This window comes from Leptospira perdikensis (genome assembly GCF_004769575.1).
Classification (GTDB): Bacteria; Spirochaetota; Leptospiria; order Leptospirales; family Leptospiraceae; genus Leptospira_A; species Leptospira_A perdikensis.
The window spans coordinates 167,141-181,718 of the sequence record NZ_RQGA01000013.1 but is presented as its reverse complement, the minus strand read 5'-3'; the positions used below and the strand labels follow the sequence as shown (position 1 = coordinate 181,718).

General features: G+C 37.7%; 18 protein-coding genes. 7 read left to right on the top strand and 11 right to left on the bottom strand.

From position 1 onward, the window contains the following. Positions 1-125: 125 nt before the first annotated feature. The 3 genes from EHQ49_RS11800 to EHQ49_RS11790 are packed head-to-tail and all read right to left on the bottom strand — an operon-like array spanning position 126 to position 2,145. Positions 126-707 carry a hypothetical protein gene (locus tag EHQ49_RS11800; RefSeq protein WP_135579625.1) on the bottom strand — a complete coding sequence of 194 codons (582 nt, stop codon included), beginning with the start codon at positions 705-707 and terminating at the stop codon, positions 126-128. Between the two features lie 59 nt (positions 708-766). Continuing rightward, entirely contained in the window at positions 767-1,909 is a 1,143-nt protein-coding gene (locus EHQ49_RS11795; protein ID WP_135579623.1) for a suppressor of fused domain protein, read from the bottom strand. Beyond that, positions 1,909-2,145, bottom strand: a complete 237-nt coding sequence (locus EHQ49_RS11790; protein WP_135579621.1) for a hypothetical protein — start codon at positions 2,143-2,145, stop codon at positions 1,909-1,911. Before EHQ49_RS11790 ends, EHQ49_RS11795 begins: the two co-directional genes overlap by 1 nt. A gap of 150 nt (positions 2,146-2,295) precedes the next feature. Here EHQ49_RS11790 and EHQ49_RS11785 point away from each other — a divergent pair, with 150 nt between their 5' ends. Continuing rightward, the gene (locus EHQ49_RS11785; RefSeq protein WP_135579619.1) at positions 2,296-2,901 is read left to right on the top strand and encodes an alpha-ketoglutarate-dependent dioxygenase AlkB family protein; all 606 of its coding nucleotides are present in this window, start codon (positions 2,296-2,298) and stop codon (positions 2,899-2,901) included. On the opposite strand, the gene EHQ49_RS11780 is transcribed toward EHQ49_RS11785, so the two are convergent. Together EHQ49_RS11780 and EHQ49_RS11775 are read right to left on the bottom strand one after the other, a co-directional pair. Then, positions 2,898-3,482: a DUF4269 domain-containing protein gene (locus tag EHQ49_RS11780; protein WP_135579617.1), complete on the bottom strand. Its 585-nt coding sequence runs from the start codon at positions 3,480-3,482 to the stop codon at positions 2,898-2,900. The two genes, EHQ49_RS11785 and EHQ49_RS11780, sit on opposite strands and share 4 nt — an antisense overlap. Before the next feature lie 202 nt (positions 3,483-3,684). Beyond that, positions 3,685-4,737 (bottom strand): NAD-dependent epimerase/dehydratase family protein, encoded by a 1,053-nt coding sequence (locus tag EHQ49_RS11775; protein WP_135579615.1) that lies wholly within the window; start codon positions 4,735-4,737, stop codon positions 3,685-3,687. Positions 4,738-5,019: 282 nt separating this feature from the next. Between EHQ49_RS11775 and EHQ49_RS11770 the strand changes: the two genes are divergently transcribed. Then, on the top strand, positions 5,020-6,051 hold the full coding sequence (locus EHQ49_RS11770; RefSeq protein WP_135579613.1) for an MBL fold metallo-hydrolase: 1,032 nt from the start codon (positions 5,020-5,022) through the stop codon (positions 6,049-6,051). Positions 6,052-6,219: 168 nt separating this feature from the next. Next, a complete protein-coding gene (locus tag EHQ49_RS11765; RefSeq protein WP_135579611.1) occupies positions 6,220-7,128 on the top strand; it encodes a type 1 glutamine amidotransferase domain-containing protein in 909 nt (302 codons plus the stop codon). On the opposite strand, the gene EHQ49_RS11760 is transcribed toward EHQ49_RS11765, so the two are convergent. Continuing rightward, a complete protein-coding gene (locus EHQ49_RS11760) occupies positions 7,097-7,663 on the bottom strand; it encodes a Crp/Fnr family transcriptional regulator (protein WP_135580031.1) in 567 nt (188 codons plus the stop codon). The genes EHQ49_RS11765 and EHQ49_RS11760 overlap by 32 nt on opposite strands. 246 nt (positions 7,664-7,909) lie before the next feature. Here EHQ49_RS11760 and EHQ49_RS11755 point away from each other — a divergent pair, with 246 nt between their 5' ends. The 4 genes from EHQ49_RS11755 to EHQ49_RS11740 are packed head-to-tail and all read left to right on the top strand — an operon-like array spanning position 7,910 to position 12,063. After that, on the top strand, positions 7,910-9,202 hold the full coding sequence (locus EHQ49_RS11755) for a discoidin domain-containing protein (RefSeq protein ID WP_135579609.1): 1,293 nt from the start codon (positions 7,910-7,912) through the stop codon (positions 9,200-9,202). Positions 9,203-9,207: 5 nt separating this feature from the next. Beyond that, complete coding sequence (locus EHQ49_RS11750; RefSeq protein WP_135579607.1) at positions 9,208-10,497, top strand: hypothetical protein; 1,290 nt, start codon at positions 9,208-9,210, stop codon at positions 10,495-10,497. Then, positions 10,487-11,380: a VanW family protein gene (locus EHQ49_RS11745; RefSeq protein WP_135579605.1), complete on the top strand. Its 894-nt coding sequence runs from the start codon at positions 10,487-10,489 to the stop codon at positions 11,378-11,380. The genes EHQ49_RS11750 and EHQ49_RS11745 overlap by 11 nt, the downstream gene beginning before the upstream one ends. Continuing rightward, positions 11,377-12,063, top strand: coding sequence for a M15 family metallopeptidase (locus EHQ49_RS11740; protein ID WP_425269857.1), 687 nt, complete (start codon positions 11,377-11,379; stop codon positions 12,061-12,063). The genes EHQ49_RS11745 and EHQ49_RS11740 overlap by 4 nt, the downstream gene beginning before the upstream one ends. A 3-nt stretch (positions 12,064-12,066) precedes the next feature. On the opposite strand, the gene EHQ49_RS11735 is transcribed toward EHQ49_RS11740, so the two are convergent. The 5 genes from EHQ49_RS11735 to EHQ49_RS11715 all read right to left on the bottom strand — a co-directional run bounded on the left by EHQ49_RS11735 (position 12,067) and on the right by EHQ49_RS11715 (position 14,573). Further along, complete coding sequence (locus tag EHQ49_RS11735) at positions 12,067-12,273, bottom strand: type II toxin-antitoxin system HicB family antitoxin (RefSeq protein ID WP_135579601.1); 207 nt, start codon at positions 12,271-12,273, stop codon at positions 12,067-12,069. 5 nt (positions 12,274-12,278) lie between these two features. Beyond that, positions 12,279-12,476: a type II toxin-antitoxin system HicA family toxin gene (locus EHQ49_RS11730; RefSeq protein ID WP_135579598.1), complete on the bottom strand. Its 198-nt coding sequence runs from the start codon at positions 12,474-12,476 to the stop codon at positions 12,279-12,281. Between the two features lie 343 nt (positions 12,477-12,819). Beyond that, positions 12,820-13,239, bottom strand: a complete 420-nt coding sequence (locus tag EHQ49_RS11725) for a MaoC/PaaZ C-terminal domain-containing protein (RefSeq protein WP_135579596.1) — start codon at positions 13,237-13,239, stop codon at positions 12,820-12,822. A gap of 15 nt (positions 13,240-13,254) precedes the next feature. After that, positions 13,255-13,692, bottom strand: a complete 438-nt coding sequence (locus EHQ49_RS11720) for an FAS1-like dehydratase domain-containing protein (protein WP_015681966.1) — start codon at positions 13,690-13,692, stop codon at positions 13,255-13,257. A 14-nt stretch (positions 13,693-13,706) separates the two neighbouring features. Beyond that, positions 13,707-14,573, bottom strand: coding sequence for an alpha/beta hydrolase (locus EHQ49_RS11715; RefSeq protein ID WP_135579594.1), 867 nt, complete (start codon positions 14,571-14,573; stop codon positions 13,707-13,709). Positions 14,574-14,578: the final 5 nt, after the last annotated feature.

Genomic DNA, 14,578 nt, shown 5'->3' with positions numbered 1-14,578 from the left:
GCAAAGAAAAAAGCTAAGAAATAAGCTTAGCCTTAATTCTTCCTTCGAGTGATCGAAGTAAGATTTGTGTGAACCCGCAAGACCTGCGGGTTTTTTCATTTATAAGGCGTATGATTGATAAAAATCTAGGCAATTGCCCTTGTAAAACCCCTCCGACTCATCAAAAACCCTGATTTTTTATCAGAATTAGCTTTTTCCATACCAATAAACTGAAAATGATCCTTCTTATTGATCGAATCAAAGAGTGCTTTCATCAGCGATTCAATGTTAGGATGGATCACATTTTTATAACTTTTACGAGAATGATCCTTACTCCAAATTTCTAAATGGTCTGTTTCTGGCATTTTGAGTATAAGAGAGGGCAGATCATACCGTTTCATCAGTACATTGCATACTTCTTCGAAACCATACTCTGTAATGGAGTTAAAATCAAAAAATACGAGTAAGTAGAGGATATTGGTAGGTTCTAACCTTCCATTTTCATCAGAAATTTTCTGAACCCCATCTAAAACAACGTAACGAAGATTTTTGGTTTGGATCCATAGTTTCTGATCCTCGTGGCGTTTGAGGTTTACTTCTTCCGAAAACCGCTTCTGGAATACAGTAGAGAGGAAAAATCCGGTGGAATCTTGTCTCTCTTCACGAATTCGTTCTAAGGAAAAGGGTTCAAACTCTAAATTGAAGTACTTTGTATACGTCTCTGCCATATCATTTAGAGTAACGGACAGATTTTAGAGTTTGAATCGGATTTTTTTGAAATTAAAATCTAGAATTCTAACATTCTTCGTTCGCTGTCGTGAAAGAAACTGTATCCTTCCTTCTTCCATGTTTCCCAAAACTGACTCGATCCTTCTCTCATAAAACAAATTCGTTCTTCCGTTGCGATCGGTGTTAAGAAGAGAAAATTAGCGCGTTTCCCGTTCTCTGTGGTGAGTCCATGAAGTTTCGGCAGAGATTCTGTTGAACCTTGCTCTATTTCTTCTGTGACGTTACGGAGAACGAACCAATTGAAGTCTAGATAGAGTTGATCAGGGTCTTTTCTTGGATTTTGAATGGTATGCGAATGTCCAAACCAAATTCCTGTGTTCCAAGGGAACTTTACCATCTCACCGAGTACATGTTGGATCCATGTTTCTGATTTATCTTCAGCATCTTTCATGAGTTGGATGGCGAAAACAAGTTCAATACGAGAAAAATTTTCATAATCTTTATGGTAGAGCTCGATAGATGGTTGGTTTTGAACACTCATCCCAATTGTAGAAAAGATTTTGATACCAGGAAATTCTTTTGGTAAAAACGATGCGATTCCAAGAGAAGGATACTTTCCACCATCCGCTGACCAATACTTTTGGTGTTTTCCAAGTTTAGATTCTAAAAAATCCAATCGAAGTTTCTGTGCCTTCTTCCAATGATCTTTTTCTGCAACAGACTCCCAAAACTTACGATTCTTGCGAACTCGTTCCGCAATCACACCATTTTCAGGATCTCCGAGTGGTGATGCCGTTGGAGCTTCTTCTTTTGCAAATTTAGAATATCCATGAATGCCTTTGATTCCAGACCAAGAAGGCAAATAAGCTTGTAGTTCTTCATCGACAAACAATGCCACTCCATCTCCTTCTTCTGACCAAATAAAATGGATTTGATCTTCAGTTAGTGAACTTTGTGCTTTTGGATCTGTTATTTCGAATTGAGTGAGTACAGGAGCGAGACCTGCATCAAAATCTTCTTCTACACGCGCTTCCGGTGCATCAATTAAGTTCCGCACCCAAAGTGTTTTCATGGGCCACTCAGGGTTGTTATGTGATTGTAAGTAAAGGTAAATGGTTCTTCCATCATCTTCTAAAAATGCAGTAAAAGAACCATATGGATTGGCTTCTTGGTATAAAACTTTAGGGGTACTGGGCTTCATTAAAATTTATGGGGGACCACTCTCTCTTGGAATTTTGCAAGTAGTTTGGTTATGGTTTCATCCATTCCAGCTTCAAAATAAATATCTGGATAGTATCCAGATGCATTCCGAAGGCCAATGAGTTCCGGTTCATTCCATTTCCGGAATCCTTTCAAAGAGTTCCAAACTTCTTCCGAAGGGGAACGGTTTTCCTTTTTTGCGTCGATGAAAGATTGAATCGTGCGAGTTGGGGTCATACTATCGTATAGATTCTTTGGTCTGGAAGGGAAACCAACCAAAATTTTAGACTGTCTCGACAGTCAGTGTAGAATTTCATTGGATTTCTTTGGACATTGGGTGGAAAATTACAGTGACTTACTTTTTTCAGGCGGTAGAATCCGAAATCCATGCACTTATTCCAAAGGTCTGAACAGGAAAATCTCTTACCTTATGACGGGGTTTTGTTGTACCTCCCTGACTTTCTCCCGATAGAAGAAGCCAATCGAGTTTTTGATTCTTTGATGGAAGAGATTGAATGGAAACCCGACGAAGCCATACTTTATGGAAAACATATCATTACCAAACGAAACGTGGCTTGGTATGCAGAAAAAGGTTTTTCTTATCGTTATTCAGGAACTACCAAAACAGCTCTATCTTGGTCCCCTCTCCTTTTAGAACTAAAAACAAAAGTGGAACTAACTTCTAAAGAAATTTTTAATTCTTGTTTGTTGAACTTATACCATGATGGAAGTGAAGGTATGGCTTGGCATAGTGATGATGAAACTTCCCTAAGTCCCAATTCCACCATTGCTTCCGTGAGTTTTGGAGCCGAACGTATCTTTCGTTATAAACATAAAAAGACAGGAGAGCAAGTCGCATTACAGTTAGAACATGGAAGTTTACTTTTAATGAAAGATGTCATACAAAGACATTGGTTACACTCTCTTCCTAAAACAATGAAGGTCAAACGACCAAGGATCAATCTAACTTTTCGTCAATTTGGATTGATTTAAAACCCTCTTTGGATGAGTAATTCTCGAAACTGTTCCTCTGTTTTTTGATTCCATTGGGCTAAGGTTTTGTACGGATCACCTTTCAAATTCAACAATGTACAAAAAGCAGGTTCTGTTTTGATACCTTGTTTTTTGAGATTACGAATTTCTTCACGAAAGGATGGGTTTGCCAAAGTTAAAAAACGATTTTCTACCATCATATGGATCCAACCATACTGTTCTATCGGTTCTACCGATTGTCCAAAGATTTCGTATTTAAATTTTTTTGTTTCAAATCGACAAATTAAAGTTACACGGAGAGATATTGTTTTTTCTGAAAAACTATAATTTGGTAAATTGCGGAATTTGGCATAACAAATCTTTTGTAAATGCGCAGGAATATTAAATTTTACGAGGATATCCACATCACTGGTTTCGGTATCGATGTCCAACGGAATGGTTCCTGCAATTACGGGTTTGAAACCATGTAAACATTTTAGAATTTTCCATTCTTCTAAATCAGCTAGCAATTCCTTCTGTTTAGCGGTTCCTGACTGTAAATAATCCGTTCCTAAAAACGGATTGGATTGGAGGGATTGCATATTATGTCTCGTGTGTCAGGTCTCGGCCCCCACCCTGAATGGGCGGTGGAGGTGGGCTTGTGGGAGTTCATTCCCGGCCCAACTCCTACCATAAAATCCAACTCTTGTCTCTTGGGAATCCAATCTCTCCCAAAATTCTAAAGAAAACTTCGCAGTTTCACCAGTATTTCAGTCACTTTGCAAAAGGGAAAGTGGAGTGGGATCATAACAATCCCGAACTCTCCATTTGGTTTACATGGTCAATAAAAGTTTCATTTAACGGACGATAGGTTAGTCCTAAATCAGTTTTGCTATATTGATTGTTTAGATTCAATGGTTGGCCAATGTTATTTTTTGTATAACCCCAAGATAATCCAAAGAAAGGTCCAATCACATACACAAGCGCTTTAGGAAGATTACCTGTGGGAACCGAATACTTGTTCCCAAAATTTTCTTTGATGATTTTTGCCACACCTAACATTGGCATGACTTCCGCCGAAGTGATATGCCTTCCTTTTGCATTAGGAGTAAATCCTGCTAAGATATGTGCCTTCGCAACATCCCTCACATCAACAAATCCCATCTTCGTATCGGGAACACCGGTCCGAAACACTCCCTTCAACATATTTTTCATAAACTCAACACTCGTTCCATCGAGTCTCTTCGAAAGCGATGGGCCCATCACAAATGATGGATTGATCACAACTAAATCCCAACGTGATTGTCTCTTTTGAATTTCCCATGCTTCTTTTTCGGCCAATGTTTTTGAGTAAGCATATGGTTGGTGTTTTAAGTTACTTGTTGTATTCCAATGTTCCTCGGTAAAGGTATTGTTAGGTACTTGTAACGAATCAATATTATCACCATGAATTGCAGCAACACTAGACGTTAGTACAACTCGTTTTACTGACGAGATTCGATTACAAGATTCAAGAACATTTCGTGTTCCTTGTAAAGCTGGATCAATCAATTGTTTTTGTGCATCTTTAATGCCCGCAACAAAAAATGGAGAAGCCGTGTGAATGACAAGTTCTGTACCTTCGATCGCTGCATCAAAACTTTTCTCCAACAAGAGGTCAGCTTCTAATAAGACAAGTTTGTCTTTGAATTTATCTTTTAGTTCTAATAGTTGGGATATTTTTTTGGTATCCTTTAGACTTCTCACAGTGGTTCGAACTGATTTTCCGTCTTCTAACAAATATTTGACGATCCAGGAAGCAATATATCCCGATCCTCCTGTCACAACAATGGGCAATTCTGAATTGATAGATTTCATATTGAATCTTAGACTAAGATCCAACCTCTGGCGCAAACAAATCCTTCGGAATCTTTAAAACAAAAATGAAATCTCGCCGAATCTAAAATTCTCTTTCTTTATCCTTGGCGAGTCCCGATGGGCCCGGGCTTTTCCGGAGTCCGCGTTCGCTCCCGTCTCCGATACCGCTTTGCGTTCTCGGAGACCAAGCCCTCCAAATCCCTCTCGCAAAATAGAATCCAAACTTTTATACGAATAGAAAGAGTTTGCCATAAGAATTTCGTTCTGCCAAATTTGTTCGTTATGATAACCAAAACGAGTTTTCCTAAGAAATTAAAATTATTCCCCTCTTTCTTTTATTTGTCACTCATCCTCTTTTATTCTCATTGTGCCCTTCGTCCTTCCGGAACTTTAAGCCAGTATGATTCATATTTTCCGCATGAGAGTACAATAAGTTCCATTCCTAAAGGGAAGGTGCGAGCCACTTTTTTTGGAACCGCATCTATATTGTTAGATGATGGGGAAACACAAATCCTAACCGACGGATTCTTTTCTAGGCCATCTTTATGGAAAACCGCTTTTTCTAAAATAGAATCCGATCCATCTACAGTTCAATCTGTAATCGAAAAAGCAAAAATCGATCGCCTTCAGGCCATTTTTGTTTGCCATTCTCATTATGATCATGTAATGGACTCACCACTTGTCGCCAAACAAACAAAGGCGAAGTTGTTTGGTTCCACTTCCACTCTGAATGTGGGAATTGGTGCAGGACTTCTCCCAGAACAAATGCAGAAGTTCCAACCGGGAAAACCAATTACCATTGGAAAGTTTACCATTACTGTTTTGGAGTCCAAACACACTCCGCCATTTCGAATTCTCGGAAAAACAAATGCCACCGATCCGAACCACCCGAACATTGAATCTCCACTAAAAACACCGGTGAAAGCAACCGACTATATCGAAGGAGGAACCTTTGATTTTTTAATCCAACATGGAAAAAATAAAATTTTAATCAAAAGTAGTACAAACTTTGTAGAAGGAGCTTTTGATAAAATCAAAGTAGATGTTTTGTTTTTGGGAATTGCTCAACTTTCTTTACAACCCATTCCTTTCCAGGAACAATTCTACAAACAAACCGTACAAACTTTAAAACCCAAATTGTTAATACCCATCCATTGGGATAATTTTTTCAAACCACTATCAGAACCATTGGAACCAAACCTCCGGCTTGGAGATGATTTTGATGCCAACATGAAATACATTTTGAAACGAACTGAAGAAGAAAAGGTGGAAGTGCAGTTGTTACAAGGATTCGAAACCATCGATTTGTTTTAGGAAAAAACAGAATGTACGATTGGTTCGGAAATTTTAAGATATTTCGGATGGGAATTTTAACATTTTAACTTAGGTTAAAATGAATTCATTTCTTTAGCACCTCTATTAGAGAAGTTCCCTTCTATTTTTGGTAGGGAACTAATTCAAAATAGAAGTGAGTGTTTTTCCATGTCGAATCCAATCAGGAATCAAATAATATCCTTTTTTCATTTAGAAAGAATTCTAAAAACCAATCCGATCCATTTTTTTCAATGGATCTTTAGTCCTGCGTTACGAGTCATTTTGCTTCTGGGATTGGTATTTTTACAATCATCGATCTCTGCAAAACCCAAACCAAAAGTTCTCATTGTCATGAGTGCCGCAAATACACTTTTGTTAGATGGAAATCGCAAACATCCGACCGGAGTATTCGTGAATGAACTCTATCATCCAATGATTGCTTTAGATCATTTTGGTTTTGATTTTGTATTTGCAACACCCGAAGGGAAAAAAGCTACGTTGGATCCTGAAAGTTTAAAAGATAAATATTGGAAATCTAAGGAAGAAAAAGAAGAAGCTATTCGTTTTTTAAATTCACATCCATCCTTTCAAAACCCCATCCCATTACAATCCGTTACTAAAGATCACCAAAGTTATTTGAGTTTACTCATTCCCGGTGGGCAAGGGTTAATGAGCGATTTGTTGTATGATGAAAACCTTCCCGTTTTAATTTCCTCCTTTCATCACCAAGGAAAAATCATCGGGCTTGTATGCCATGCACCTGCCTTACTTACCACACTTCCTAGCGGAACAAACGGAGAAGGATTTTTATTCCAAGGTTATCGAGTGAATTCTGTTACCAAAATAGAAGAGTGGTTTATTGAAACCTTTGTGATGAAAGGAAGTCCTAAAGTTAGAAAAATTTCTGACTTACTAATAGAACGAGGAATGAAATACGAATCTTCTTTATTTCCAGCAAGTGGGTATGCGACTCGCGATCGAAATTTAGTCACTTCTCAGAATCCATTTTCAGGAGACGAGTTCACCAAATTATACTTAGGTGCGATTAACGAATATCTTCAAAAATCCTCTTTTTGATCCGACTGAGAGCTACGTTGGTAATTCCCAAATAGGCCGCTTGGTCGATTTGGGAAATTCTTTCCAGAACGGAATGGTATTCTTGAATAAACTTTTTGTATCTTTTTTCAGGTTCTAAGAGTAGAAAATCGGCCACTCGTTCTTCTTTTTTCAAATACAAATTTGATAGAAATTGGATCAGGAAGTCTTTGTATTGATTTTCCTTTTCCATTTTTGTTTTGAACACATTTGCAGTGAGTACAAACACTTCACTTGGTTCTAAAGCTAAGATGGAATATTTACTTGTTTGGTGTCCAAGAATGCTCGGTAAACTTCCCAAAAGCCCACCTTCAAAGATAAAAGATTTGATCCATTCCTTTTTGCCTTGTTTGTAAACCAGTTTGAATCCTCCAGTTCCAACCAAACCAACGCTAAATAGCGGAAGGCCTTGTTTTGCAAAAATTTCTTTTTTCTTTAGTTTGATTTTTTTGCCATGAGTCAGGAAAAGTTGGCGGATCCCATTGGGGTCAAGATGTACGAGTTTTGGATCTTTCATCAAATAGATGCTCAATGTATCCTATTGTTTGTGACCTTGTCTACCGATTCTTTGTTCTTTTTTCTTTGTAAAATAAAGACTTACAAACTGGGAAAACTTGTCAAAATGGATAGGAACATCTTTCGTATTTTGATTGCTATGCGACACGAAAAATAAATTGTTTCGGCTGATCTCAATCAAGTAAAATTTTTACTTGTCTAAGTCGAAATAGTTCTGAATTCTTTGTACCTGCCGAGGTAAAATCTTTTGAAAAAAATAATTCTAATTTTTTTGGCTTTCATAATCTTATTTTGTAAAAATAGTTCGATTGAGAATTCCATCGTAATTGAACGAATCCAGGCAGCATCCTCTGCTGATGGCACAAGTCCCATTAATGTATTTAAATCTGGCAAATATTGGAAACCTGAAACTAGTTTAGATGGAATTACAATTTTTTTCTCTAACGGAACAAAATGGAATCAAACAGGAAAAACAGATGGGCGTGCCTTTTTTAGTGAGATCTCCATTGAGTGCCAAGAAAAAAAAGGTTACGTTGCATTTTATAAAGATGGAAGTTATGCGACAAATTTTGACTGCTCTAAAGATACTCCTCAAAAAATAAGATCTAATGGAGTTCATGTTGTTTATTTGTTACCAGACTCAGGAAACGGAATCAAAGCGGTTTCTTTTTTTCAAAATGGTAAAAAGTTAGATGTGTTATACCCGGAACCTATTTTAGGTGAGGTGACTGCAAGTAGCACTCTTCCTAATTATCCTGCTTACGGATTATTTGACGGAAGTATTGATTTTGCTTGGGTAGAAGGCGCTAAAGAAAATGGAGAAGGGGAATCTTTTCAAATTGAATTAGAAGACAACATTGATTTGTCAGGTTTGGAAATATTTAACGGTTATCAAAGATTAGATGCATTGTTTTATAAAAATGGTTCGGTGACCGAACTAACTGTATCCAATGAATCCGAATCTTTTCCGATCAAAATTGCAGACAAACAAGGTGGCCAAAGAATATTTTTCCCAAAAACTTTATCAGGGAAAAAGTTTACATTCACCATCCAAAAAGTGCGACCTGGAAAAACTTGGAAAGACACTGTGATCGCTGAGATTATTTTACTCGGAGAAAAAGGAAAACGATTTACAGTAGTTGATAAAAACGCTGATGAATTCAAACAATCCATCCTTTCAAAAACTAAGAATACCATTCTTTCAAACATTGTCAATAAAGCAGTGTTTGGTGATGTTTCGGATGGAAGGTTGGATTATGTATTTCGTTCTAATGGATCGTTCGTCATTTGGAAAGAGGATGTATCAGAAAAAAGGGTTTTGGATGGAAACTGGGTTTTATTAGAAGCTTCTCCCACCGAAGCCAAAATTAAGATTTTTGGACGGGATCACAAGGTTGTTACACAAAGTTTAGATTCGAATAGCCCCTATGCAGAAACAACAAGTGCGGAATCTACTATTATTTTTGGTGATACACTTATTGTTAAAAAGTCTGCTAATGGATTGCAGATGATTGGCAAAAAAGTCCAAATCTCCAACTGATCCCGTTGTTCGGAAAGGATATTTATTGGTATGGTGTTCAAGCAATTTCCCTATTAGAAACAGGGAAATTACATTCACCAGACCATTCTCCCGTTTTTTATATCGTTGCCCTTTTTCTAAAGATTTTTGGAATCCAAGACCACTCCTTATTTTTGTTTCAAATTCTAACTTCCGTTTGGTTGTTAATTTCTATTATACTCTCTCGTTGGATTCTATTACAAAAGGAATTTAAGTTCACTTTTGTATTTCCCAGTTTTGTTGTTTTGTTACTTGGATTTTTATATCCAAAACAAAGTTGGGCATTGGGTTTTTTGATCCTTAGTATTGCTTTTTATTCGTCCTTATCATTTTCCTCGTCTTCTTTTTGGACGAATCGAATTCTGTGGGGAGCCACAGTACTTTTATTTTTATTGGCTTTTTGGTTTCATCCAATGGTGGGAGTTCTGGGTATCGGAATTTGGATTCTCAGTCAAATATCTATTAAGTTTTATCCAATCATTTTTCTCCTTTCTCTCAGTTTGCCTTTTTTTCTTCCTCATGATCCGAATGGAAGGTTTTACAATGATACTGAAATATTCCCACTAACGGCCGCTTATGGAATTGCTGGATTTGGTATTCTCTGGGACTGGGGGTATTTATTATTTGGAAAAAGTGACGAGAAGTTCACCCAAATTCGTAAGGCAATTGCTTTCTTTGGTTTTATGTTACTCTTGCCTATCTTCCATTTTGCAGACATACAATACAGAATTCTTTTGAGTTTGGTTTTAGTGGCCCAAGTTTTCGTGGTTTGGAATCGAATTCAAATTTTGATTTGGACACTCGGTACAAGTTTTTGGATTTTTACATTGTTTACGAGTCCTCATCTATTTCGATATCCTTATGATTTAATGTGGATACCGGGTGAATCAATGGCTTCCGTACCTAACAATGGATTACTTGTAGCCCACCATGGTTTTTGCGAATACTATCATTTCCAATTTCGAAAAGATTGTCTATCTTGGGAACCGGATACAAAAGCAATTTCTGAATTACCAAAAGGAACAGAAATCTACCGGGCTGTGTATGGAATTCGCTATGAGAATTTACTTGCAAGTAAGGATGAAAAAAATCTACCTATTTTTTCCTTTGTTCAACCTTTAGGTGAATATCAATTAGTTTTAGAAAAAGATTGGCAACGTTACCGTTTGTGGCTAGAAAAAAGAAATTCTAAACTTCTATCTATCGCCAAGTCTTGGAAAAATCCTTACAGACAGCGTCCTGATTTTATGAAGAGAAAACAAAATTATGGGATTTAGTTTCAAAAAAAAATCCATTCCGGGTATGTATCGAAAGACCAATCGAGGAAATCTTCGATTGTTTTTTGGTAAGATTTATTTCCAATGGAAACGTTATTTGGTTTGGTTTCTCGAAAGAAAATCCTTTGCAACTATAAGAGTATCCCTAGATAAGTTAACCCATAACTTTCCCATTTCTATTTTTAAACATAGTTCTCCCATCTATCGCAGACTCAAAGACGTACCCATGTATCTTCAAGAAAATAAGAAGGTAAATCTAAGTATTGCCATTTCCAAGTTAGATGGAGTCATTCTCCAACCAAACCAAGTTTTTTCGTTTTGGTATCTTGTGGGCAAACCAACAAAACACAAAGGATATTTGCTGGGGATGCAACTGAGGAATGGTAGTTTTATAGAACGCACAGGCGGTGGCCTTTGCCAAATGGCCAACCTCATCTATTGGATGACTTTACATAGTCCTTTGGAAGTAAAGGAACGGTGGCGGCATAGTTTTGATATCTTTCCGGATTCCGAAAGAACTCTACCATTTGGATCGGGTGCCACTTTGTCTTACAATTATATTGACTTACAAATCAAAAATACAACCAAACAACCATTTGTATTGCATTTATGGATAGAAGATGATTTTTTAAAAGGGGAGTGGCGTTCCGAAGTAGACATTCCTTTCATTTACCAAGTTTATGAATCCTATCACGGATTTCATGCAGAACCTTGGGGAGGTTATACCAGAAGGAATACCATTCGCAGAAAAAAAATTTTGAAAGATACAAAAGAAATTTTGGAAGATGAGTTGGTAACCGAAAATACTGCTTGGATGATGTATGAGCCACTTCTAGAATCAAAAGGATCCAGTTCTATTAGAAACTTAGATAGAGGAAAATGATGAAACTAGTTCTAGTGACAATTGCCTTTTGTTTGGGATTTCCTTTTTTATCTTTGGTTTCTCAATCCAGCGAAACTAAACTCAATGTTTTGGATCGAAAGGCTTATGAATTTTCGATTCAAAAAACACCAAATAAAGAACTCATTAACTTAGAAAAGAAGATCCCTGGAATCCTTTTAGATATCAAATATGCAACACCAGATAACTTTACCAAACAAATTATCTACAAAGAAGCCAAGGCATATGCCAGAAAACCGGTAGCAGAAGCTTTAGGTGAGGCGCAAAAAGAGTTTTCGAAACTTGGTTATTCGATTAAGATTTTTGATGCTTACAGGCCTTATGCTGCCACTGTGAAATTTTTTGAAATCATTGGGGACACAAGATATGTGGCCTCACCCAAAACTGGGTCTAGGCATAACAAAGGTTGTGCGATTGATTTAAGCTTGGTGGATTTAAAAACAAAACAAACAATTCCAATGCCAACGGAATATGATTCCTTTCGAAAGGAAGCTTGGGCAGAAGCACCGGTTTCTGATCCAGAAATTTTAAAAAACCGTACGCTTTTGATCAGCATCCTTGCTAAGTATGGGTTTCGTGTGAACAAAACCGAATGGTGGCATTATGATTTTTCTGGCTGTTCCGGGTTTGAAGTTTTGGACATTCCATTTGAGGATTTGGAGTAGGGGTTATACATCAACCCAGATAACGTTTGTTTTAGGAGGTGGTGCTGTAATTCCATCTTCTTCTAGACCATGTAAGTGCAACTGGATGGCTTCCTGAATGAACGTTCCTACTTCTTCCAACGAATCACCAACGGTGAAAACACCAGGTAAGTCCGGTACGTGCGCAGAATATCCAGTATTTGTTTTCACAATTTCAACCATATATTTCATGTTTTCTATTTCCCAATCCCAGCCTGTTTTAAAATACTTTTTTCTGTTTTTATATCAACTTCTTTTCCTAGTCCGTGCGAAGGTACTGTTACTCTCCCTGGTTTTTCTGAATGTTTCATTTGAATATGACTACCTTTTTGATCGATGATATACCAACCGTCTTGAAAAAGAATTTGTAATATATCTCTTACTTTCTTCGGCACATGACAAAGAGCTTAAAAATTTGCAGATAGGCTCCAAAAAATAGATCACTAGAAGTATTTTTGAATGATCCAATCTTTCCCCGCGCCAGCGATAGGAGTGGAAATCCTTCGCGGACTTTATCCTATTTTAGTATACAATCTGTTATGCGAAGGATTGCAACGGATAGCGCGGTCTTGAATCGATTGGATGTTGGTGGTGTCTTAGATTCGAGGCGCCCAAGAAAAAAATTAGAGGTTATAACACCCAAATAAAAAAGGCACCTAACTTTCGAAAGATGCCTTTTTCTTGTTTTTGTTCTTTTATGAGACTTTAGAAAGTCACAAAAGAACTTGAACTTTGTTTTTAAACTGCGTTGACGACTAAATCTCCGCCGGCTTTCACTTCACCAGCTTCGTTTTTTGCTTCTACCAGTACAGTTACCGTTTTTTTACCATCTTTTTCAAATTTCTTTTTGATGGTACCAACGATTGTTAGTTTTTCGCCGAGTTTGGTCATGGCTTTGAAAGTCACACCAAAGTATGCGATGTCTTTTTGTTCTGCCCAAGAAGTACAAAGTCTTCCTACTTGTGCCATAACATACATACCATGAGAGATGGTTCCGTCAAGGCCTGCTTTTCTTGCGAAATCAGGATCGTTGTGGATGGGGTTAAAATCTCCAGATGCTCCCGCATAACGAACTAAGTTTGCATGTTCGATGACAGGGATGTCTAGAGAAGGAAGAGTCTGACCAACTTCTACTTTATCAAATTCGATTTTTGCCATTGTTAGCCTCCTGTATTAATCCTTACGAATGAAAATCGCCATCTCTGCAGATAAGATGGGATCATTTTTTTCATCATAGATGGTTGTTTTGAAAGTTACGATTTCTGCTCTTCCTGATTTTACGTCAGAAATTTCGGACTGTGCGTACACTTTGCCCGGATACAGAATTTTGTGATACGTATACTCTTCTTTTAAGTGAAGGATTTTGGAAAGGTCGATACCGAGTTCTGCCATATCGTTCCAAATCTTTGGGTATCCCCAAAACATAATGACTGTAGGGAAAGTTGGTGGAGCCGGAACATCAGAGTATCCTGCTTTTTTTGCTTCTTCTACGTCAAAATAGATTGGGTTTTTTTCGTTGATGGCGAGGCAGAATTCTTTGATCTTTCCTCGTTCCACAGTGAAATCAAAACGATCTAGTTTTTTTCCAACTATATCTTTGGTTATTGCCATTGGCATTTATCTCCTTAGTGTTTATCGATCCAAGAAACTAACTCTTTAAAGACGATAGTTCTGTCTTGTGGAAGTTCGTTCATGGTTTCGTGGTACAATCCGTCAAAAATTTTCATTGTTTTGTCTTTGGAGTTTACCTTTTCAAAGGCTTCCAAAGTTCCTTGGACCAGGGCGATTTGGTCTTCTCTTCCATGGAACATATAAATTGGTACATTGATTTTTGTAGCCGATTCTAATGCGAGAGTGTAGCAGTTAAGTAAATAATCTCCTAAGTAGGCTCCGACATTTCCATGGACTAACGGATCTTTTACATAGGCTTCCACAACTGATCTGTCATGCGAAATCATATTCACATCAAGACCTGTGGGAACTGTGAGGGTAGGAACTAGTTTTGCTAAAAATCCGCCGGCACCTTTTTTGATATCCATCACGATGTCTGTTTTGACTTTGATGGGAAGTGCACTACAGATGTACGCATCTAAATCGTTTTGATAGTTGTCAGTGGCCGTGTATAGAAAGGTGACCGCTGCTCCCATGGAATGACCAAGTAAAGTAACTTTACTAACACCTTCATTCCGTTTGGCGATATCGATGAGTTCTTTGAGGTCAGCAAAAAAATCAGAAAAATGTGTGATGACACCACGACGTCCATCCGATTTGCCATGGCCTCTGGCATCAATCAGGTAGATGGCGTAATTACGTTCCGCCATAGCTTCCAATAAAAACTGGTAGCGACCTCCGTGTTCCCCAATTCCGTGGTGGACAACGAGCACACGTTTGACACCGGACTTTGGACGATAGATTTGATAATAAATCGATCCGCCGTCTTTGTTTTGAAAGGTAGACTCCTCACGGGAGTAAGCTTGTTCCCAATTACTCATAGATG

What these genes read in the sequence shown, in the direction of transcription:
- EHQ49_RS11800 (WP_135579625.1), bottom strand. Translation starts at nt 707, where the DNA reads ATGGCAGAGACGTATACAAAGTACTTCAATTTAGAGTTTGAACCCTTT.
- EHQ49_RS11795 (WP_135579623.1), bottom strand. Translation starts at nt 1,909, where the DNA reads ATGAAGCCCAGTACCCCTAAAGTTTTATACCAAGAAGCCAATCCATAT.
- EHQ49_RS11790 (WP_135579621.1), bottom strand. Translation starts at nt 2,145, where the DNA reads ATGACCCCAACTCGCACGATTCAATCTTTCATCGACGCAAAAAAGGAA.
- EHQ49_RS11785 (WP_135579619.1), top strand. Translation starts at nt 2,296, where the DNA reads ATGCACTTATTCCAAAGGTCTGAACAGGAAAATCTCTTACCTTATGAC.
- EHQ49_RS11780 (WP_135579617.1), bottom strand. Translation starts at nt 3,482, where the DNA reads ATGCAATCCCTCCAATCCAATCCGTTTTTAGGAACGGATTATTTACAG.
- EHQ49_RS11775 (WP_135579615.1), bottom strand. Translation starts at nt 4,737, where the DNA reads ATGAAATCTATCAATTCAGAATTGCCCATTGTTGTGACAGGAGGATCG.
- EHQ49_RS11770 (WP_135579613.1), top strand. Translation starts at nt 5,020, where the DNA reads ATGATAACCAAAACGAGTTTTCCTAAGAAATTAAAATTATTCCCCTCT.
- EHQ49_RS11765 (WP_135579611.1), top strand. Translation starts at nt 6,220, where the DNA reads ATGTCGAATCCAATCAGGAATCAAATAATATCCTTTTTTCATTTAGAA.
- EHQ49_RS11760 (WP_135580031.1), bottom strand. Translation starts at nt 7,663, where the DNA reads ATGAAAGATCCAAAACTCGTACATCTTGACCCCAATGGGATCCGCCAA.
- EHQ49_RS11745 (WP_135579605.1), top strand. Translation starts at nt 10,487, where the DNA reads ATGGGATTTAGTTTCAAAAAAAAATCCATTCCGGGTATGTATCGAAAG.
- EHQ49_RS11740 (WP_425269857.1), top strand. Translation starts at nt 11,377, where the DNA reads ATGATGAAACTAGTTCTAGTGACAATTGCCTTTTGTTTGGGATTTCCT.
- EHQ49_RS11735 (WP_135579601.1), bottom strand. Translation starts at nt 12,273, where the DNA reads ATGAAATATATGGTTGAAATTGTGAAAACAAATACTGGATATTCTGCG.
- EHQ49_RS11725 (WP_135579596.1), bottom strand. Translation starts at nt 13,239, where the DNA reads ATGGCAAAAATCGAATTTGATAAAGTAGAAGTTGGTCAGACTCTTCCT.
- EHQ49_RS11720 (WP_015681966.1), bottom strand. Translation starts at nt 13,692, where the DNA reads ATGGCAATAACCAAAGATATAGTTGGAAAAAAACTAGATCGTTTTGAT.
- EHQ49_RS11715 (WP_135579594.1), bottom strand. Translation starts at nt 14,573, where the DNA reads ATGAGTAATTGGGAACAAGCTTACTCCCGTGAGGAGTCTACCTTTCAA.